Here is a 19,637-nt window from a genome sequence, read left to right as displayed (position 1 = left end):
TGGCGCAGCCGACGAAATAGGCCCGACGAAGGTATTACTTTCCGGTTTATTCTTGCCAGTTGCCCGCGTTTTCAGACCTTTGCGTGCTTTGCCTTTCCCCGCTCCTATGCTCCCCATTCCCTACGGCCGTCAGCACATCACCGAAGCCGACTTGCAGGCCGTCACCGAAACGCTGCTTTCCGACTTTCTGACCCAGGGCCCGAAAGTGGCAGAGTTTGAGCAGAAGTTTGCCGCCTACATCGGGGCCTCGTACGCCGTGGCCGTGGCCAACGGTACGGCCGCCCTGCACCTGTGCGCCCTGGCCCTGGGCGTGGCCCCCGGCCAACGCGTGATTACCACGCCCATCACCTTCGCCGCCTCGGCCAACTGCGTGCTCTACTGCGGCGGTGAGGTGCACTTCGCCGACATTGACCCCGCTACTGGCCTGATTGACCTGGCCCAGGTGCGCGCCCTGCTCGAAGCCCACCCCAGAGGTTACTTCCAGGGCCTGATTCCGGTGGATTTTGCCGGCCTGGCCGTAGATCTGGAGCTGGCCCGCGAACTGGCCGACGAGTTTGGCCTCTGGCTCATTGAGGACTCCTGCCACGCGCCGGGCGGCTTTTTTACCGACTCCCAGGGCCGGGAGCAGCGCTGCGGCAACGGCCAGTTTGCCGATCTGGCCATCTTCTCCTTCCACCCCGTCAAGCACATTGCCACCGGCGAAGGCGGCATGATAACCACCAACCGCGCTGACCTTTACGAGAAGCTCCTGATGCTGCGCACTCACGGCATCACGAAGGACCCGGCCAAAATGCACCGCAACGACGGGGGCTGGTACATGGAAATGCAGCAGCTCGGCTACAACTACCGCATGCCCGATATGCTCACCGCTCTGGGTATCAGCCAGCTGCAGCGGGCCGACGAGGGCCTCGCGCGCCGCCGGGAACTGGCCGCCCAATACGACGCGGCCTTTGCCGCCTTGCCCCAGGTGCAGGCCCTGGCCGGGGCGCCGGGCCACGCCTACCACCTCTACGTAGTACAGGTAGCCGACCGCAAAGGGCTCTATGACTTCCTGCGCGAAAAGCAGGTGTTTGCCCAGGTACATTACATTCCGGTGCATACCATGCCCTATTACCAGGAGCTAGGCTGGCAACCCGGCGACTTTCCGCGGGCCGAACACTACTACGCGCACTGCCTGAGTATCCCCTTGTTTCCGTCCCTGACCGACGAGCAGCAGCAGTACGTTATCCGCTGCATCCGGGAATTTGTTGAGCGCTAAGCACATGGCTGATTTTCCCTCCGTGCCCCGGGTCGGCATCATTTCCCAGGCCCGCATGACCAGCACCCGCCTGCCGGGCAAGGTGCTGATGCCCATTGGTGGCCAGCCCATGCTGCAGTACCACGTGAGCCGGCTGCGGGAAGCCGAGCTGCCAATCTACCTGGCTATTACCACAAATACGACCGATAATCCGCTGGCTGATTTTGCCGCCGACCAGTCCTTGCCGCTGGTGCGGGGCAGTGAAGACGACGTGCTGAGCCGCTACTGGAGCTGCGCCGAGCAGTACGAGCTGAACCTTATCGTGCGCGTTACCTCCGACTGCCCGTTGCTCGATGGTACGCTGATTCGGCGGGGTGTGGAGGAGTACATCCGGCAGGGCGATGCGCGCCTGTACCTCTCGAACGTGCTGGAGCGCACCTACCCGCGGGGGCTGGATTTCGAGATTTTCTCCCGGGAGCTGCTCGCCGAAGCCTTCCAGCAGGCCACCCAGCCCAGCGACCGGGAGCATGTGACGCCCTTTATTCACCAGAACCGCTCGGGGCGGGTGCGCTTCCGGCACTTCACCCGCCCCGCCAACCGCAGCGCCTACCGCCTAACAGTGGACACGGCCGATGATTTTGAGCTGCTAAAAGTACTGATTGAGCAGCACCACGCCCACCAGCTTCCCACCGATGCGCTTCTGGACTTGCTGGATGCCCACCCCGAGCTGGTGGCGCTGAACGCGCACATTGAGCAAAAGAAAGTCTGATGCCGGATTCCGCTCCACGGATTGTTTTTCGGGCCGACGGCAACTCCACGATGGGCCTGGGCCACGTGGTGCGCTGCCTGGCGCTGGCCGCCATGCTGCAGCCCGACTTCACCTGCGTCTTCGCCATACGGGCCCCCGAGCCCCAGGTACAGGCCCAGCTGGAGGCTGTTTGCCAGGAGCTGTGGAGCATTCCGGCTTTTCCCGACCACCAGCAGGAAGCCGCCTGGCTTTCAACCCAACTACGGCCCGCCGATATCCTGGTGCTGGATGGCTACCACTTCGGCCCCGGCTACGACCACGCCTTCTGGGTGCGCCAGCAGCCGGTCGTCTGGCTCGATGATCTGGCCACGGACTACCTGTGGGCGGATATGGTCATCAACCACGCCGGCGGCATTGGCCCAGAAGCCTACGCCAACAAGACGGTGCCCGGCGCCGAGTTGTGTTTGGGCCCGGCGTATGCGCTGCTGCGGGCTCCATTCCAGCATGCCGCCCGGCTACCCATAACCCAACCCGATACCAGCCGCCTCTTTCTGAACCTGGGCGGGGCCGACCCGGACAATCACACGCTGGCGCTGCTCACGCAGCTGCGGCAGCGGTTCCCGACTAAGGCTATGGATGTGGTGACGGGCGCGGCTTATCCCCACCAGACCGCCCTGCAACAGCACACCCAGGACATGAGCGCAGTAACCTTGCACCACAACCTGACGGCCGACCAGCTGGCGGACATACTCGGGCGCTGCGGCCTGCTGGTGTGCCCGCCCAGCGGCATAGCCTATGAATGCTGCGCGGTGGGCGGCCTGCTGTTTCTACACGCCATAGCCGATAATCAGCGCCAACTGCTCTCCTATCTGACCGCAAACAACTTAGCGCGTCCTTATACCGATCTGCTCGAAGCCGACGAAGCGCAACTGCCCACCCTGGCCCGGGAGGCCGTGCAGCGCCAGCGCCAGGTATTTGACGGGGCCGCGGCACCGCGCTTCCGACAAGTGTTTGGGGCCCTGCACACGGCGGCTCAGCTCACGGTGCGCCGGGCCCAGCCCGCCGATGCCGAGCAGTATTTTACCTGGGCCAACGACGCCGACGTTCGCCGCAATGCCATTCACCCCGAGCCCATCGATTGGAGCACCCACCTGGGCTGGTTTTCGCGCCGCCTGACGGATGCTGACTCCTTTCTGTATATTTTTGAGCGGGCGAATGAGCCCGTGGGCCAGGTGCGCGTCGAGTTTACGGGCTTCGAAGGCACTATCGACTACTCGGTGGACGCGGCGTTTCGGGGCCTGGGTATGGGAGTAGCGGTGCTGCGCCGGGCTCTGCGCCAACTACGCCACGACAAGCCGGGCAGCTGGGCGGTGCTGGGGCAGGTGAAGACGGGCAACCTTCCCTCCTGCCGCGTGTTTCAACGCCTAGGCTTTGCCCAACTGGCAGCCACCGAGCTGCACCACGAAACCTATGAAGTATTTCGGCTGGAAGTTGCTTCCGCCGCTGTTTCCTGAACCTATCCATGCAGAATATCATCCTGGGCAACCACCAGATTGGCGCGGGTCAGCCGCCGTTTATCATTGCTGAGATGTCGGGCAACCACGGCCAGAGCCTGGAAAAAGCCCTGGCTATTGTGGATGCCGCCGCCGACGCGGGCTGCCAGGGCCTGAAAATCCAGACCAGCACGCCCGACATGCTCACGCTCGACAGCCGGGAGCCCGACTTCATCGTGCGCGGGGCGAATGACGACTGGGAAGGCCAATCGTTGTACGAGCTCTACACCACCAACCACACGCCCTTCGAGTGGCACGCGCCCATTTTTGCCCGCGCCGCCGAGCGGGGCATGGTGGGGTTCAGCTCCCCGTTTTCCGTCGAGGCCGTCGACTTTCTGGAAACCCTGAAATGCCCGGCCTACAAGATTGCCTCGTTCGAAAACAACTGGCCCGACCTCATCCGGCGGGCGGCTCGCACCGGCAAGCCCGTCATCATCTCCACCGGCATGGCCGATTTGGCCGACTTGGAGCGCATGGTGCGCATCGTGCGCGAGGAAGAAGGCAACGACCAGCTCGTGCTGCTCAAGTGCACCAGCACCTACCCGGCCCAGCCCCACAACACCAACCTGCACACTATTCCGCACCTGCGGGCCATGTTCGGCTGCCAGGTGGGCCTTTCCGACCACACCATGGGCACCGGCGTCAGCGTGGCTGCCACGGTGCTGGGTGCGACGGTCATTGAAAAGCACCTCACCATCCGGCGCGCCGACGGCGGCCCCGATTCCTCGTTTTCGATGGAGCCCGACGAGATGCAGCGACTGGTGCTGGAGTGCCGCCAGGCCCAGCAGGCTCTCGGCACTGTATTTTATGGCCCCACGGAAGCGGAGAAAAAGTCATTGGGCTTCCGCCGCTCCATTTATGTGGTGGAAGATCTGCAGGCCGGCGACGTGCTGACGCCCGAGAATATCCGCGTGATTCGGCCCGGCCACGGGCTGGCCCCGCACTACCTGCCCGAAGTGCTGGGCCGCCCGGTGCGCCAGGCCGTCCGGCGCGGCACGGCCCTTACCTGGGCCGTGCTGTAATCCGGCTTTTTCTCACCGGCCCCACTGATTTACTACCTTCACGGCTATGGAAATCCGGAAATTCGACCACGGCAGCTACATCATTGCCGATCACCTCTCGATTGGCAGCAACTTCCGCATTGGCCCCAACACCACCATCCGGGCCGCTTCCTGCGTTATCGGCGACAACGTGACACTGGGCGCCAACAACACGTTTCTGGTGGGTCAGGAGTTGACTATCGGCAACCTGACCATCTTTGGCAACGCCAACAGCCTGACGGCCCGCACTATTCACGTGGGCGAGTACGTGTACTGGGACTCGAACGTAGTGGTGGGACACGGCGGCAAGTTCAGTGAGGACGCCCACCTGCGGGTGGGGTCCTACTCCATGATTTGCGCCCGGATTACGCTCAACGTCAACCACGCCATTCACATCGGCGAGTACGTGGGCATTGGCGAAGACGTGGCCGTGTGGACCCACGGTTCCTACCTGCCCATTCTGGAAGGCTTCCCCGCCGACTTTGGCCCCGTGCACATCGGCGACAAAGTGTGGCTGCCGGCTAAGTCGACGGTGCTGCCTAACCGCCGCATCGGCAACAACGTGGTGATTGGCACTAACTCGCTTATCAACAAGGATTTGCCCGACGGCTGCCTGGCCGGCGGCATTCCGGTGAAGATACTGCGGGAAAACATGTACCCCAGCCACGATGCGGCCCGCAACGAGCAGCTGGTACAGCGCATCGTGCAGGACTACGAGCAGCTGGCAGCCTACAAGCAGCTGAATGTGCGGGTTTCCTACGAGCCGGCCACGGCCGAGCTGCGCTGCAACGACGTGGTGTTTCACCTCGACACGATGAAAACCCAGGGCGCGTTTACGGCCGTGGAAGAGGATTTCCGGGACTTCCTGCGCCGCCGGGGCATCAAGTTTTACACCGGCCAGCCGTTTTCGTCTGTTCTGCCCGACGAGTACCGCCGCCTGCTGGCTTTTTCCCCCGATGCTGATGGAGTGGATTAACAAGAAGATTCTGGTGGTTGTAGCCCACCCCGACGATGAGCTGCTGGGCCTGGGCGCCACTATTCACCGCCTCGTACACCGGCAGGGCTGCACGGCCCGGGCCGTGATTCTGGGGGAGGGCATCACCTCCCGCAGTGCCGTGCGCGACCCGGAAAAGTGGGCCGCCGAGCTGAGCGTGCACCGCGGCAACATCCGGCGGGCCGCCGAGGCCATCGGCTACGCCTCCACTGGCATCTACGACTTTGCCGATAACCGCTTCGACTCCGTGGACCTGCTGGACATAGTGAAAGTGGTAGAACAGGAAAAGGAGGAATTCCAGCCCGATATCATCTTCACCCACCACGGCGGCGACACGAATATTGACCACCGCCGCACCTTCGAGGCTGTTATTACCGGCACCCGGCCCCTGCCCGGCGAGCCGATGCGCACTATTATAGCCTGCGAAACGCCTTCCTCGACCGAATGGCAGGCGGCCAACTACCCCAACCCTTTCCTGCCTAACTTCTTTCTGGCCGTGACAGAGGAAGATGTGGCAGCCAAAATTGCGGGCATGGAAGCCTACGAGTTTGAGAAGCGGGCCTACCCCCATCCCCGCTCCCCCGAAGCCCTGCGCATTCAGGCCCAGCGCTGGGGCGTAGTTATCGGGCAGCCGTTTGCTGAGGCTTTTATGCTGATTCGCCACATTGGATAAGCGGGTGGGCAACTTAGCAACAGACAAGCCCACCGCACGCTTGCGGGATATTCTCTACGTCCGGTTCACCGACCATTTTGCTTCGTTTCCAGCCCACTTGTTGGCTAAGATTTCCCCGGCCAGCCCGCTGCGGCGCCTGGCCAAAGTGCTGGGCTACGCGGCCCTGCGGCTGGTGGGCAACGTGTTCCGGCCCATCCGCAACCCCGAGCAGCTGCAAGGCGCAGTGTGGTTGTACGTGGTCAGCCAGAACAACTACGAGGCCCTGCACTTTATCCGGGAGGCGCTGCCGAGTAGCGTGCTGGTGGCCGGGCAGAGCAAACAAATCGGGCGGTATAATCAGCAGGTCAACCGGCTTTCGTTGCGGCGCAAGCTGCTCTACTACTGGCAGTATCCGGCGGTGCTGTGGGCGCTACACAAAACGGAGGGCCAGCGCGCCTGGCGGTTTTTCGACCTGGTTTTCAACGCCATTGGCTACTATGAAGTGTACGTGCGGGCCCTGCGCCACTACCAGCCCCGCGCCATTGTGTTTGCCAACGACCACAACGACGACGCCCGGGCGCTGCTGCTGGCGGCCCGGGCCTGCGGGGTACCTACGGCCTACGTGCAGCACGCTAGCGTGAGCACCAACTTTCCACCCCTGGGCTTCGATCTGAGCTTGCTGGAAGGCCAGGACGCGCTGGATAAATACCGGCAGTGCGGCCCCGTGCACGGCCGGGTCGAGCTGGTGGGCATGCCCAAGGCCGACACGTTTCTGGCGCAAAAAAACCGGAGCCCGGAGGTGCGGCGCGTGGGCTTGGCCATCAACACGCTGGATGAAACCGAGGCGGTAACGGCCGCGCTGCATTACCTGCTGCGCGAGTTTCCGGCCCTTACCTTCACGCTGCGCCCCCACCCCGGCGACGGGCGCGACTTTGGTTTTCTAACCCGGCAATACCCGGAGCTGCAATTTTCCGACGCCCGGCAGCAAAATGTCTTCGAGTTTCTGGGGCAGCAGGATGCTTTGATTGCGGCCGACACCAGCACCCACCTCGAAGCCGTGCTGCTGAACGTAGCCAGTCTGTACTTCCGCTTCGGCACCCACGGCGTGGCCGACGACTACTACGGCTACGTGGCCCACGGCCTGAGTGAGCGCGCCTATTCGCTGCCCGAACTGGGCGAATTACTGCGGCGCTACCAGGAGCACAAGCCCACCGACCTGTACCGGCGCGCGGCCTACTACAACGCCACGCTGGGCACGCCCGAGGAAGGCCACAGCCAGCAGCGCGCCGTACGCCTTTTAGCCGAATGGCTCGATTCCAGGCCGCTTCCGGCGCGCTGACGGCAGGAAATACCGCCCGGCCCGAACGCCTTTCATTACTTTGCGGCCACTATGCTGCCTGCTCTGCCTGCTATTCCGCCCGTTTCTCCCAAAATCCGCCTGGCCTACGTGCTACGGCACTTTCAGCTGGCCTTTCCGGCGGCCCCAACTCATCTTATTGGCTACGCTGGTAATCAGCTGCCGGTAGCCGTAGCGGAGGGGGCCGGGCAGTTCTTCGAGCTGCGCCAGCCCTATCCACCCGCCCCCAATTACCGCGACTACCAAGGCCGGTCTATTCCTTTTTTCTTTGATGCCGCTCCGGAACAGCCCCTGCTGGAGCTGCTGCCAAATAACCGCGTCTTGATTCACGCCGACATTATTGCGGCGGCTTTCTATCTGCTCAGCGGCTGGCAGGAGTTTTTTTCCGACGAGCGGGACCAGCACGGCCGCTTCCCCTACTCGGCCAGCGTGCAGCACCGCTACGGCTTCGTGGCCGTGCCCGTGGTGAACTACTACTTCGACGTGCTCAAGACGGCCGTAGAGCACGTCAGCGGGCAAGTGCTGGTGCCCCGGCGCTGGGCCACCGAAGCGCCTTTTGCCGCCTTCATCACCCACGACATCGACAACCTGCGCAGTGCCTGGAAAGCGCCGGCCAAAGCCGCCTTACAGCGCCGCGACTGGCTCGGCTTCGGGCGGCAGATCTGGCAACACGTAACAAAACCTGATGCTTGGAACAACCTGGAGTTGGTACACAAAACGGTGGCCAGCTACGGGGCTAAAAGCACGTTTTTCTTTCTACCCGAACACCGCAGCGCCGCCAACGGCACGCCCAATGCGGATTATGCAGTGGAAAAAGCTTGGTCCCGGATTGCCCCGGCCATCGGCGACGCGGAAGTGGGGCTGCACGGGAGCATCGGGCGGGCCACCCACGGCGGCAATCTGAAGCGGGAGGAGCACCGGCTGCAGCGCTGCACCGGCCACGACGTGAAGGGCAGCCGGTTTCACTACCTGAGCTGGGAGCCCCGCATGACGCCCATCCTGCTCGATTCCCTGCTGTTTCGCTACGACACCACCCTGGGCTTTGCCGAGCACTTTGGCTTTCGCAACTCCTATTGCCTGCCGTTTCACTTATTTGATTTCGAGCAGGGCCGCCCGTACCGCTTCCTCGAAATCCCGCTCAATGTGATGGACGCCACGCTCTACCACCCCCACTACCTGCGGCTGGCCCCCGGCGAAATCCTGCCGGCTCTGCAACCCATGTTCGAAGAAATCGAGCGGTTCGGGGGCGTTTGCACGGTGCTGTGGCACAACGAGAACTTCGACCCGGCCAACGAGCACAACGGCCCGCAGCAGTTCCACGCCATCATGCAGTACCTTCGCGGCCGCCAGGTGGCTTTCGTCAATGGCCTCGACATCTGTGAAATGGTGAGTTAGTGACTTGGTGAGTTTAATGTTCTGCCAGCGCGGCTTCAACTCACAGAATGACCAACTCACTAACTCACTAACTCACTAACTCACCTCTCTTGGGCATCGTTCAGCGGCAGGGACTGCGCAATACGGTTATTTCCTATTTCGGGCTGGCCCTGGGCTTCGTCAATACAGCCTTCGTGCTGCCCACGCTGCTGGCGCCCGCCCAGCTGGGCCTGACCACGCTGCTGGTGTCCATTGCCACGGTGTACGCACAGTTTTCGGCCTTTGGGTTTGCCAGCGTGGGCATCCGCTTCTTCCCATATTTCCGCAACCGCGAGGCCGGACATCATGGTTTCCTGCCGTTTCTGCTGGGCCTGCCCATGCTCGGCTTCGCCCTGATTACGGCCTTTTACTTGTTGGCAAAGCCCCTGATTCTGGCCCGCTATGAACCGGCCGACGTGGCCCTGCTGCAGCCCTTCTACGCCTGGGGCAGCCTGTTGGCGCTGTTTACGCTGCTGTATTCGCTGCAGGATGCCTACCTGAAGGGCCTCTACCACACGGCTTTTTCCTCGTTTCTGCAGGATATCGTGCTGCGCGTGCTTATTGCCAGTCTGGCCCTGCTGTATGGCAAAGGCTTTCTGCAGTTTCATGAGTTCGTGCTGGGCTACATCGGGCTCTACGGCGTTATTTCGCTGCTGCTCACCGGCTATCTGGCCTACATCGGCGAGCTGCACCTGCGGCCCACACGGGCGGCGCTGCGGGTGCGGCCCGTCAGTGAAATCGTGCGCTTCGGCGGGTTTGCGCTGCTTTCCAGCCTGTCGGGCAGCATCCTGGGCTTTATCGATTCGTGGATGGTAAGTGCCCAGATCGGGCTGGCAGCGGCCGGTATCTACGGCATTGCCTACAACATCAGCACGGCCCTGACCATCCCGGCCCGCTCGCTCAACAAGATTGCCTTCCCGCTGCTGGCCCAGTACTGGAAAGATCAGGACCTGGGCAAGATGGCCGACTTCTACCGCGACACTACCCGCCTCAACACCATTCTGGGCTGCTATCTGGCCCTGGGCATCAGCCTCAACCTCGACTTCATCTACTCACTTATCAGGAATCCGGTGTATGCCACCGGCACCACGGCCGTGCTGCTGCTGCTGGCCGGGCGCCTCTACGACGGCATCACCGGCGTCAATGGCCTGATCGTCGTTACCTCGCCGCGCTACCGCTTCGATTTGATTTTCAACCTGTCGCTGGCCGGCGTTACTATTGTGCTCAACCGCCTGCTGATTCCGGTATTCGGCATTACGGGCTCGGCCCTGGCCACGCTCTTTGCCATTGTAGCCATCAACACGGCCCGGACCTGGTTTGTGTGGTACAGCTACCGGCTGCAGCCCTTCACTTGGCGAATTCCCCTGATTATGGTGGTGGCGGCCGGCGCCGGCGGGCTGGTGTGGCTGCTGCCCGCCCTGCCCTCCAAGCTGCTGACCATGCTACTGCGCGGCACTCTGCTCACGGCCCTCTACGGCGGCGCCCTGCTCGGGCTGGGGCTGGTGCCCGAAGCCCGGCCCCTACTGCAAAAGGTGCTCAGGCGCCCGTAACAGCAGTTCCCCCTTTGCCCGCTGTAGAGACGCATATTTGCGTCTCGGTCGTTGTACAATCAGGCACGCGTCGTAACAACGTCAGCACCGATTGAGACGCAAATATGTGTCTCTACAGCGGGTGCCAGCAAAATGTCCGTATCTGTGAAGGGCCATTAAACCCGCCTGCACAACCACCGTTCAGCGCTGAAGAAGAACCGCCAAGGGCTTTTTAAATGGGGGCGCGGCCGACTACGCGGCCTCCTGGGCCTGCCGCAGCTTGCTGTGCTTCTTGCCGTAGCCATAGTAGATAGCCAGGCCGATGGCCAGCCACACGAACAGGCGAATCCAGGTGTCGAGGGGCAGGGACACCATCATCAGCACGCAGGTCAGGATGCCCAGAATGGGAACTACGGGCACCCACGGGGTGCGGAAGCCGCGCGGAGCGTCAGGTTCTTTCTTGCGCATAATCAGCACGCCCAGGCACACCATCACGAAGGCCAGCAGCGTCCCGATGCTGGTCATTTCACCCACCACATCAATCGGCACGAAGCCGGCAAACACGCTGATGAATAGCCCCAGCAGCAGATTGGACTGCAGCGGCGTGCGGAACCGGGGGTGAATTTCGGAGAAGACCTTGGGCAGAAGCCCGTCCTTGGACATGGAGAAGAACACCCGGCTCTGCCCCATCAGATCGACCAGGATAACGGAGGTGTAGCCGATGAGAATAGCCACGATAATGGCCGAGCTAAGCCAGGCATAGGGCGTTTTTTCAATGGCAATGGCCACCGGCGCGGCGCTGCCCTTGAACTCGGTGTAATTGGCCAGGCCGGTCATGACGTGGCCGAAAAGCATGAACAGCACCGTGCACACGAGCAGGGAGCCGATGATGCCGATGGGCATGTTTTTCTGCGGATTCTTGGTTTCCTGGGCCATGGTCGCCACGATGTCGAAGCCGATGAAGACGAAGAACACCACGCCCGCCCCGCGCAGAATGCCGCTCAGGCCAAACTCGCCGAACGTGCCGGTGTTCTGCGGAATATAGGGTTGGTAATTCGCGGGGTCGATGTACTGCCAGCCCAGGGCAATGAACACCAGCACCACCAGCACCTTGAGACTTACCACCAGGGCATTAAACCAGGCCGAACCTTGGGTGCCGCGCACGATGATGGCCGTAATAGCCAACACGATGAGCATGGCCGGCACGTTTACGAAGCCCGACACCACCGAGCCATCGGCCATAGTGGCCTTCTCGAAGGGCGACATGACCAGCTGGGCCGGAATGTGCAGGTCGTACTTGCTCAGGAAGCGCACCAGATATTGCGACCAGCTGATGGCCACCGTAGCCGCGCCCACCGAGTACTCCAGAATCAAATCCCAGCCGATAATCCAGGCAAACAGTTCGCCCATGGTGGCGTAGGAGTAGGTGTAGGCCGAGCCGGCCACGGGCACCATGGAGGCAAACTCGGCGTAGCACAAGGCCGAGAAGGCGCAGCCCACGGCCGCTACCAGAAACGACAGCGTCACGGCCGGGCCGGCGTTGTTGGCGGCGGCAATGCCGGTGAGCGAGAACAGGCCCGCCCCGATAATAACCCCGATGCCGATGGCAATCAGGCTGAAGCCGTTCAGGCTTCGTTTCAGGGTGCCGGCCCCCGTTTCGGCTGCTTCCAATCGAAGCAGCTCCAGTGATTTTTTAAGCATAAAAAGTAGTAGCGCGAAGTCGTGCTTCGCGAATCGGATAAGCGACGCCCGCGCCGCCTACACCGGGTTGCCCGCGCACAACGAGGCGCACCGTCAGCCCGGCCGAAGCAGCCGCGGGAATCAGAAAAGAGAAATGAAGGAAAAGGGAGGGGCCGGCCTCAGGCCAGCCGGGGGCTTAGTGCCCGGCGCTTCAACAACAGCAACAACACCCGGCCGCGCGGCGCAGGGGCGCGGCGGCTTTGGCAACGGCAACAATGGCAACGGGAAGTTTGGGGAAGCAATCCACGGCAACTTGTTTTTATATGAGCAGGAATTGGCACCGTTCCGGCAGTTGCGGATGGTTGCCGACGCTTCTTCGAGCCTGTCTCTCAGCGCCTCTGTATAAAAACAATCCTTTGGGCAATAAAGAATTGATGGCGCAAAGGTAGGGCGGGCCGCACCGGATTTGCAAGCCCGGTGCCAACAGCGGCCGATGAGAATACCCGCTTTAGCTCAACCAATTGCCCGGAAAAGCAGTAGGTGCCACCACGTTCCTCCCCTTTTGGCAGTTCCTTCCCTATGCACCCAGCGGTAAAAAAGACGCTCAAGATTACCGGCTACACGGCCGCTTCCCTCGTCGGTATTGTGGGCCTGTACGCGGCTTCGTCCTTTGCCTTGTCGCGCATCGCGGTGAATGCCCACGATGCCGACCCGGCCGAAGACGTGGAAATCTACATTCTCTCCAACGGCGTGCATACCGACATCGTGGTGCCGGTGCGCAGCCGCTTTATCGACTGGAGCCAGCTGGTGCCGTTCGACAACACACCGGCCAAGGACGCCTCCGCACCCTACGTGGGCTTCGGCTGGGGCGACAAAGGCTTCTACCTCGATACGCCCACCTGGGCCGAGCTCAAGCCTAGCACGGCCTTCAAGGCCATGTTCTATTTGAGCACCTCGGCCATGCACGTCACCTTTCACCAGTCGATGCGCGAGTCGGAGAGCTGCGTCAAAATCCGCATCAGCCAAGCCGAGTATGCCCGCCTGATTGACTTTATCCGAAACAGCTTCGACTACGACGCCCAGGGCCAGCCCATGCACATTGCGGGTCACAGCTACGGCCAGTACGACGCTTTCTACGAGGCCAAGCGCACCTACAGCTTCCTGTATACCTGCAACACGTGGGCCAACAGCGGGCTGAAGCACTGCGGGCAGCGCGCCTGCTTCTGGACGGCCATGGACTCGGGCATCTTCTACCAGTACCGGCGCAAAGGGCCCAGCGTGGTGCGCAACGCCGCCCGGGCCGTGCACAGCTACGCTTCCGTAGCCAGGCCCAAGCGCAGCCGGTAGCAGTTCATGGCCGTGTCGCCGAGTTGCTCAAGCAGGCGGTAATTAGCTACGGCGCCCACCGCCGCCCCAATGACGGGCACCAGCTGGGCCAGCTTGGCCAGGTCGATGTAGTCGCGGTACTCCTGCTGAAACGTGCGCCAGTCGAAGGCCTGCGGGTCGGTGGGCAGCGTCTGCCGGTAGGCGTCCCAGTCGGCCAGGCGCTTGTATACCTCATTGCGGGAGTGCTGGCTGGAAAAGGCCAGCTGAAACACGTGCAGCAGGTAAAGCCGCTCGGTGTAGTCGTGCGCATCGAAGCCGTAGAGGGCTGCAATTTCGAAGAGCAGCTTGAGCTTGATGCCGAGCAGCAGCGGAAAATCGGCCAGGCCCAGCAACAGGCCGCCCGCGCCCGTGACGGCGCCTTCGGCCGTGGCCGTGTTGCGGTAATACTTCACCTGTCGGCGCACGGCTTCCTCCCGCGCTTCGAGCGTGGCCTCCTGCAGCGGACTGCGCGAGGTGTAGCGCGAGCCCAGCAGCACACCCTGCACCATCTGTTTGATGGCGGCCGTAATGGCGCGGTGCACCTTTTCGGGCAGCAGGTTATTGAGCCGCACCTGCACGTGGCGGGCAAAGCGGTTCAGATACGACGGAGTGCGCTGCATTTTCTGCTGCCACGCGCGTAGCTCCTGGGCGGCTTGCTGCTCGTAGGGCGTCATGCCCCAAGGTAGGCAGTAGCCCGAACTTTTAGCTTTGCCGCCGCTGTACGGGGCGCTACCCTGCCCTGCTAGTAGTTGTAGGAAACGCCGGCCGATATACCCGACGACTTGCCCAGGTTGCGCCCCGATACGTATTGGCTGCCGCCCAACACCACCCCAAAGCCCTTGGCAATGGGCCGGAACAGGCTGATGCCGATGCGGGAATAGTTGACGCGCGTGGCGGGGAAAAACAAGTCGAAGCCCGGCTGCAGAATATCGGTGCCCGCCCTGCTGGACCGCTGAAACGAGGCCCAGGCTTCGGCGTAGAGCTTCAGGCCGGCGTAGCCCACCTTGGCATCGGCAATAAAGGCATTGGGCACGCGCTGGGTGCGCAGGCTGTAGCCCGCCTGTCCCGTAAAGAACACGCCCGAAGGAGTTTTCAGGTGGGCAATGCCCAGGGTGTTGTATTTGGTGGCCCGGTTGCCGATGGCAATGATGTACTCCAGGCCCTTGTTCGACTCGTAGCTGCTGGCCGGCGTGCTCACCCCGACTACCCCCAGCAAGTCCAGCACGTTGTTGCCGACCGGCGTGGAGAAGACCTTGAACTTGAGCAGGCCCGAAATGTCCTGAAAGCCGCTGCGCGAATTAGTGAACCCCTGCCCGTTGCCCTGCCCCTCGGAGCGGATGTAGGGCAGGCTGACCACGGCTTCAATATTGTCGCTGATACCGTAGTTGGCATACACGCTCACCGACGACACCTTGATTTGCTTGAAAATCGGCACTTCGCTCACCTTCTCCGGCACCAAGTACACGCTCTTATAGCTCTCGGCCGTGCCGGTGAAGGAAACGGAGCCGTGGCCTTTGCCCACCATAAACCCACTGACCAGGCTTTGTGCCCGCGCCTGAGTGCCCAAAAACAAGCCTGCCACGAGTAGCAGGGAAAACGAGTAAGAGTGTTGCATAGGGGCTGAAAAATAGCGGGCTTGGAATGGTGCGCGGTAGCAGAACCTTCGGTGAAGCTGAACGGTTTGGCGGCCGGGCGCGGCACACCTACGACGCACCCGCCGGGGGCGGATTTCCCGATTTGAAAAAAAGTTTACCGGAATTCCCGAAAAGAGAAAACCGCTTTGCCGATGAGCTCGTTTGTATGCCGCCTTCGGCCGTTTTGCTCCTCTGTTCTTTGTCTCGCTACACACCGTTCTTTGCCCATGCACCACTCTCTACGCTCTGTTTTTGCCGGCCTCGCCCTTAGTGCTCTGGTGTTTACCGGCTGCTCCAAAGACACGGAAGCCGACCCTTCCATTGCCGGTATTGCCGTAGCCAACGCCGACTTCAGCGTGCTGGAAGACGCGGCCATCCGCGGCGGGGTAGTAGAAGTGCTGTCGAATAAAAACCCCAATGACCCGGCCGGCAACTACACTGTTTTTGCCCCCAACAACTTCGCCTTTGCCCGCCTGGGCCTCACGCAGGCCACCGACCTGAACGCCCTGCAAACCAGCTTCTTGACCAGCACGCTACTCTACCACGTAGCCGGCGGCACGCTGGCGGGCAGCGCCCTGCAGGCCGGCACCAGCTCGGCCTCGGCCCTGGGCCCGGCCCGGCGCATCGTGAGCCGCAACGGCCTGCGCTACGTGAACGGCTCCCGCATCGTGGCCACCGACGTGAAAGCCTCCAACGGCACGGTGCACGTCATCGACAAAGTGCTGCTGGCCACCGGCGCCGATGTGGTGCAGTCGGCCGTGGCCCTGAGCACGTCTAAGGTGTTTGTGAAGCCCGACCTGCAGTACCTGGTGTACGCCGTGGTGTACTGCGAGCTGGGGGCGGCTCTGTCGGAAGGCAGCCCCCAGCTCACCGTGTTTGCCCCCACCGACCAGGCGTTTAAAGATTTGTACCAGCAGTTTGGCATTCAGCTCAATACGCCCGCCGACCTGGAGAAGCTGCCCAACGCCAAGGCAACGCTTACGGCAGTGCTGCTCAACCACGTAGTGGCCAGCAACCAGGGCGGGCAGCTGCGGCAGTTTACTTCCGAGCTGCCCGAAAGCGCCTCCCTGCCCACGCTGGGCGGTGGCCGCCTCTCCTTTGGCCCGTTTACCGACGGCGTCCTCACGGTGCAGGGCGCCGGCAACGGCCCGGCAACGGCCGGCATGGTCATTCCCGATATTCAGTGCACCAATGGCGTGGTGCATGTTATCGACCGTATTTTACTTCCATAGGTCAGAAACTGACTTAAATACGCTACTTTTGCGGCTATATTTCACAGGTATAGCCCTATAAGTTAGCTGGCTAGCACTTGTTGAGTATAACTTCTCTGCTCTCTCCGCTATCCTATTGTCACCCGGTCAACGGCACTGTTTGTGGTGCGTGCGGCCCTGCTTACCTGTATTTACATGAAGAACACTTGTGTCGGCTTGCTGTGGAGCTGGCTTCTTCTACTCCTTGTTTCGGGACCCGCCGCCGCTCAGGATCAGCCTGCGGCCCCGGCTGCCCAACCCGCGGCTCCCGCGGCCGCCCCGGCAGCAAAGGCCGCCAAAATTGTGCTGGATGGTCAGTGGAAAGGCGAGCTGCCGGTTCCCGGTGGTAGCCTGCCCGTTGTCATTACGGTTACTGACCTGGCGGGCGGTGGCTATTTTGCCGTGCTCGACGTGCCGGCTCAGCGCATCAGCCACGCTATTCTGAACGTGCAGCAGCGCGGCGACACGCTGCGGTTTATCTCCGATGAGCTGGGGTGCCACTTCACCAGCCAGCGCTCCGCCGATGGCAAGCAGCTGGTGGGCATGTGGCAGCTGCAAACCTACCAGACGCCCCTCACGCTGAACTTCGCGGCCAAGAGCGGCCCGTCGAAAAACTTCAAGTTTCCGCCGCCTTACCGCGTCGAGGAAGTATCGTTCCCCAATCCCCAGGATAACGTCAAGCTCAACGGCACGCTTACGATTCCTCCCGGGGAAGGGCCTTTCCCCGGCGTGGTGCTGCTCAGCGACATGGGCCCCCAGGACCGCGACGCTACCCAGGGTGAATTCAAGATGTTTGGCGCCCTGGCCGACTTCCTTACCCGCCACGGTATTGCCGTGCTGCGCCTCGACGACCGGGGCGTGGGCCAGTCGGGCGGCGACTACACCACGACGACGACTGCCGAGCGAGTGCGCGACATCCAGGTCAGCCTGAACTTCCTGCGCACCCGGCCCCTCATCGACTTTGGCAAGCTCGGCCTGATCGGGCACGGGGAAGGCGGCAACGTAGCCCTGCTAACGGCCGCCCAGCCCCTGCCGCCCGCCTTCGTCGTGACGATGGCCGCTTCGGGCATGGGTGGTACCGATGTACTCAGCCAGCAGGCCATGGGCTTCCTCAAGGCCGGTGAAGCCGATACCGCGCAGGCGGCGCTGGTAAAACGGCGGCTGCAGGACCAGTGGCTGCTCAACCAGAAAATTGCGCAGCTGCGGGCCAAAGGTGCCAACACCGCCCAGATTCAAACCCTCGAAATTCAGTACAACATGCGCCAGCGCGCCGAGGAGAAAAAGGTGCAGGAGGCTATTGCCAAGCAGCAGCGCGCCATTCTGGACGTTATCCGGCAGACGGCCGACAACACGCAGGCCCTGCCGATTGTCACGAATATGCTCACGCAGGCCAACCCCGGCCTCGACCAGGCCCAGATACAGGCCCGCGCCAACCTTATTACCAGCCGCTGGTACCGCTCCTACCTGGATTTTGACCCGCAGCTGGAACTGGGCAAAGTAAAAGGTGCGGTACTGCTCGTGCACGGCACCGAAGACAACCAGGTGAACATCAGCAACCTGACGGCGCTGGAAAAAGGTCTGAAAAGCAAAGGCAACAAGCGCGTCGACGTGCGGCGCCTCTCGGGCATCAACCACCAGTTTCAGCCCCCCGTCACGGAGTGGCCCCTGATGGGCACGGAGCCTAAGCCCGTCCTCTCGCCCCTGGTACAGCAAACCGTCCTCGACTGGATCAACCTGAAGCTGGCCGAATAGACCGCCTCCATAGCTCCTGCCAAACAAAACAGCAACGCGTCCGGCTGATTCTCCCACGGGAATCGACCGGACGCGTTGCTGTTGGTAAGCTGGGCTATTTCAGGCTGTAGATCCGCTCGATAATCTCCACGACCTTCATGCCTTCCAGGGCATTGGTGGTGGCGAAGCCGCGCTTCTGCACAGTATCCACCACGTTTTCAATGACCTGCACGTGGTTGGCGGCGCTGCCCTGGTAGGGGCCGTAGTCGTTGGCCGGGTTGGTGGGCGGCAGCGCGGGCAATTGGTAGTCGCGCAGGTGGCAGTATTCTACCTTGTCCATATACTGCCCGCCCAGCTTGAGGCTGCCGTGCTCGGCTACTACTGTCAGGCTGCTTTCCAGGTTCCGGTCCCACACGGCGGTGCTGTACTGCAACGTGCCACTGCCCCCGCGCACTAAGTCGAACGTCACCAGGCCGCTGTCCTCAAACTCGGTGATGTCCTGATGGTTGAAGTCGCGGAAGCGGGCCGAGATATTGGTAATGTCGCCAAACACCCAGTAGAGCAGGTCGATGAAGTGGCTGAACTGAGTGAAGAGCGTGCCGCCGTCCTGCTGCTGCGTGCCTTTCCAGCCCCCGGCCTGGTAGTAGCGCGCATCCCGGTTCCAGAAGCAGTTGATTTGCACGAGGTAAATCTGGCCCAGGCGCCCCTGCTCATACACTTGCTTGAGCCAGGCAGCGGGCGGCGAGTAGCGGTTCTGCATCACCCCGAACACCAGGCGGCCGGTTTGCAGGGCGGTGTGCACAATGGCTTCGGCCTCGGTTTTGCCCAGGGCAATGGGTTTTTCAATGACGACGTGCAGGCCGTGGCGCAGCCCGGCAATGGCCTGGGGCGCGTGCAGATGATTGGGCGTGGCGACGGTCAGCACGTCGGCGGCCGGCCCGTGGGCGAGGTAGTCTTCCAGGGAGGTGAAAAAGGGCACCCCGGCAAACTCGGCGGCCAGCGTTGGGGCCAGCTCGGCCCGCACGTCAATCAGGGCCACGAGCTGGGCGGCCGCATGGTGCTGGACGAAGGTGGCGTGGCGGCGGCCGATATGACCAACTCCGCAAATGGCAAAATGAACGTGGGCAGCAGTATTCACAGACTGCGAATGTAGCGGAATACCCTGCTTTCCGGGCACTGCTCCCAATAAAAGCTCGAGAGCAAGGCCGCAATGGTCACTGAGCCAGCAGTTGGGTTCATTCACACAGCGACTACTGCCAATAGGATAAGTTTTTTCCATTCCTACCGGCCTTTTCTGAGTTTCGCAGCGGATTAGCCATGCTCTTGCTTATCCGCACAGCAAATTCTTACTCCTTTCGGCGTATGCCCATCAGACAAGCTCTTGCGTTTCTTCAGTTTCTGGTGTTGGCTCTGGCCTGCTTCGGCGGGGCGTATTATTTTGCCCGGCAGCACCC

At 62.1% G+C, this 19,637-nt stretch carries 16 protein-coding genes and 1 riboswitch; of the genes, 12 read left to right on the top strand and 4 right to left on the bottom strand.

Going from position 1 to position 19,637, the window contains the following annotated elements; translation table 11 throughout:
• The first annotated feature begins 106 nt into the window (after positions 1–106).
• From pseC to LGH70_RS16405, 9 genes are all read left to right on the top strand, one after another.
• The gene (pseC, locus tag LGH70_RS16445; RefSeq protein ID WP_226187752.1) at positions 107–1,258 is read left to right on the top strand and encodes a UDP-4-amino-4,6-dideoxy-N-acetyl-beta-L-altrosamine transaminase; all 1,152 of its coding nucleotides are present in this window, start codon (positions 107–109) and stop codon (positions 1,256–1,258) included.
• Positions 1,259–1,262: 4 nt separating this feature from the next.
• Positions 1,263–2,006, top strand: a complete 744-nt coding sequence (locus LGH70_RS16440; protein ID WP_226187749.1) for a cytidylyltransferase domain-containing protein — start codon at positions 1,263–1,265, stop codon at positions 2,004–2,006.
• Positions 2,006–3,499 (top strand): UDP-2,4-diacetamido-2,4,6-trideoxy-beta-L-altropyranose hydrolase, encoded by a 1,494-nt coding sequence (gene pseG, locus LGH70_RS16435; protein ID WP_226187746.1) that lies wholly within the window; start codon positions 2,006–2,008, stop codon positions 3,497–3,499. The genes LGH70_RS16440 and pseG overlap by 1 nt, the downstream gene beginning before the upstream one ends.
• Positions 3,500–3,507: 8 nt before the next feature.
• Positions 3,508–4,560: a pseudaminic acid synthase gene (pseI, locus tag LGH70_RS16430; protein ID WP_226187743.1), complete on the top strand. Its 1,053-nt coding sequence runs from the start codon at positions 3,508–3,510 to the stop codon at positions 4,558–4,560.
• Between the two features lie 46 nt (positions 4,561–4,606).
• A complete protein-coding gene (locus tag LGH70_RS16425) occupies positions 4,607–5,554 on the top strand; it encodes an acyltransferase (RefSeq protein WP_226187739.1) in 948 nt (315 codons plus the stop codon).
• The gene (locus LGH70_RS16420) at positions 5,541–6,245 is read left to right on the top strand and encodes a PIG-L deacetylase family protein (RefSeq protein WP_226187736.1); all 705 of its coding nucleotides are present in this window, start codon (positions 5,541–5,543) and stop codon (positions 6,243–6,245) included. The genes LGH70_RS16425 and LGH70_RS16420 overlap by 14 nt, the downstream gene beginning before the upstream one ends.
• Positions 6,246–6,345: 100 nt before the next feature.
• Positions 6,346–7,563 carry a glycosyltransferase family protein gene (locus LGH70_RS16415; protein ID WP_226187731.1) on the top strand — a complete coding sequence of 406 codons (1,218 nt, stop codon included), beginning with the start codon at positions 6,346–6,348 and terminating at the stop codon, positions 7,561–7,563.
• A 51-nt stretch (positions 7,564–7,614) separates the two neighbouring features.
• Positions 7,615–8,976, top strand: a complete 1,362-nt coding sequence (locus LGH70_RS16410; RefSeq protein WP_226187730.1) for a DUF7033 domain-containing protein — start codon at positions 7,615–7,617, stop codon at positions 8,974–8,976.
• Between the two features lie 89 nt (positions 8,977–9,065).
• Positions 9,066–10,544, top strand: coding sequence for an oligosaccharide flippase family protein (locus LGH70_RS16405; RefSeq protein ID WP_226187729.1), 1,479 nt, complete (start codon positions 9,066–9,068; stop codon positions 10,542–10,544).
• Positions 10,545–10,775: 231 nt separating this feature from the next.
• Here the strand turns inward: LGH70_RS16405 and LGH70_RS16400 are convergent, their stop codons facing one another.
• On the bottom strand, positions 10,776–12,224 hold the full coding sequence (locus LGH70_RS16400) for an amino acid permease (protein ID WP_226187728.1): 1,449 nt from the start codon (positions 12,222–12,224) through the stop codon (positions 10,776–10,778).
• 295 nt (positions 12,225–12,519) lie between these two features.
• Positions 12,520–12,612, bottom strand: a riboswitch (SAM riboswitch).
• Between the two features lie 170 nt (positions 12,613–12,782).
• On the opposite strand from LGH70_RS16400, the gene LGH70_RS16395 reads away from it, so the two are divergent.
• Positions 12,783–13,550 (top strand): TIGR02117 family protein, encoded by a 768-nt coding sequence (locus tag LGH70_RS16395; RefSeq protein WP_226187727.1) that lies wholly within the window; start codon positions 12,783–12,785, stop codon positions 13,548–13,550.
• Here the strand turns inward: LGH70_RS16395 and LGH70_RS16390 are convergent.
• Together LGH70_RS16390 and LGH70_RS16385 are read right to left on the bottom strand one after the other, a co-directional pair.
• A complete protein-coding gene (locus LGH70_RS16390) occupies positions 13,514–14,242 on the bottom strand; it encodes an EcsC family protein (RefSeq protein ID WP_226187726.1) in 729 nt (242 codons plus the stop codon). The two genes, LGH70_RS16395 and LGH70_RS16390, sit on opposite strands and share 37 nt — an antisense overlap.
• Before the next feature lie 68 nt (positions 14,243–14,310).
• On the bottom strand, positions 14,311–15,183 hold the full coding sequence (locus LGH70_RS16385) for a hypothetical protein (RefSeq protein ID WP_226187725.1): 873 nt from the start codon (positions 15,181–15,183) through the stop codon (positions 14,311–14,313).
• Positions 15,184–15,429: 246 nt separating this feature from the next.
• Between LGH70_RS16385 and LGH70_RS16380 the strand changes: the two genes are divergently transcribed.
• Together LGH70_RS16380 and LGH70_RS16375 are read left to right on the top strand one after the other, a co-directional pair.
• Positions 15,430–16,434 carry a fasciclin domain-containing protein gene (locus LGH70_RS16380; RefSeq protein WP_226187722.1) on the top strand — a complete coding sequence of 335 codons (1,005 nt, stop codon included), beginning with the start codon at positions 15,430–15,432 and terminating at the stop codon, positions 16,432–16,434.
• A 174-nt stretch (positions 16,435–16,608) separates the two neighbouring features.
• On the top strand, positions 16,609–18,204 hold the full coding sequence (locus tag LGH70_RS16375) for a serine aminopeptidase domain-containing protein (RefSeq protein WP_226187719.1): 1,596 nt from the start codon (positions 16,609–16,611) through the stop codon (positions 18,202–18,204).
• 94 nt (positions 18,205–18,298) lie between these two features.
• Here the strand turns inward: LGH70_RS16375 and LGH70_RS16370 are convergent, their stop codons facing one another.
• Positions 18,299–19,321, bottom strand: a complete 1,023-nt coding sequence (locus LGH70_RS16370; protein WP_226187717.1) for a Gfo/Idh/MocA family protein — start codon at positions 19,319–19,321, stop codon at positions 18,299–18,301.
• Positions 19,322–19,637: the final 316 nt, after the last annotated feature.

The sequence above is a fragment of the Hymenobacter nitidus genome (genome assembly GCF_020447315.1).
Taxonomy (GTDB): Bacteria; Bacteroidota; Bacteroidia; order Cytophagales; family Hymenobacteraceae; genus Hymenobacter; species Hymenobacter nitidus.
The sequence above is the reverse complement of the archived record's forward strand: the minus strand, read 5'-3'. Positions and strand labels throughout refer to the sequence as shown.

Coding starts and splice junctions, on each gene's coding strand:
- pseC (WP_226187752.1), top strand. CDS start 107: ATGCTCCCCATTCCCTACGGCCGTCAGCACATCACCGAAGCCGACTTG.
- LGH70_RS16440 (WP_226187749.1), top strand. CDS start 1,263: ATGGCTGATTTTCCCTCCGTGCCCCGGGTCGGCATCATTTCCCAGGCC.
- pseG (WP_226187746.1), top strand. CDS start 2,006: ATGCCGGATTCCGCTCCACGGATTGTTTTTCGGGCCGACGGCAACTCC.
- pseI (WP_226187743.1), top strand. CDS start 3,508: ATGCAGAATATCATCCTGGGCAACCACCAGATTGGCGCGGGTCAGCCG.
- LGH70_RS16425 (WP_226187739.1), top strand. CDS start 4,607: ATGGAAATCCGGAAATTCGACCACGGCAGCTACATCATTGCCGATCAC.
- LGH70_RS16420 (WP_226187736.1), top strand. CDS start 5,541: ATGGAGTGGATTAACAAGAAGATTCTGGTGGTTGTAGCCCACCCCGAC.
- LGH70_RS16410 (WP_226187730.1), top strand. CDS start 7,615: ATGCTGCCTGCTCTGCCTGCTATTCCGCCCGTTTCTCCCAAAATCCGC.
- LGH70_RS16400 (WP_226187728.1), bottom strand. CDS start 12,224: ATGCTTAAAAAATCACTGGAGCTGCTTCGATTGGAAGCAGCCGAAACG.
- LGH70_RS16395 (WP_226187727.1), top strand. CDS start 12,783: ATGCACCCAGCGGTAAAAAAGACGCTCAAGATTACCGGCTACACGGCC.
- LGH70_RS16390 (WP_226187726.1), bottom strand. CDS start 14,242: ATGACGCCCTACGAGCAGCAAGCCGCCCAGGAGCTACGCGCGTGGCAG.
- LGH70_RS16385 (WP_226187725.1), bottom strand. CDS start 15,183: ATGCAACACTCTTACTCGTTTTCCCTGCTACTCGTGGCAGGCTTGTTT.
- LGH70_RS16380 (WP_226187722.1), top strand. CDS start 15,430: ATGCACCACTCTCTACGCTCTGTTTTTGCCGGCCTCGCCCTTAGTGCT.
- LGH70_RS16375 (WP_226187719.1), top strand. CDS start 16,609: ATGAAGAACACTTGTGTCGGCTTGCTGTGGAGCTGGCTTCTTCTACTC.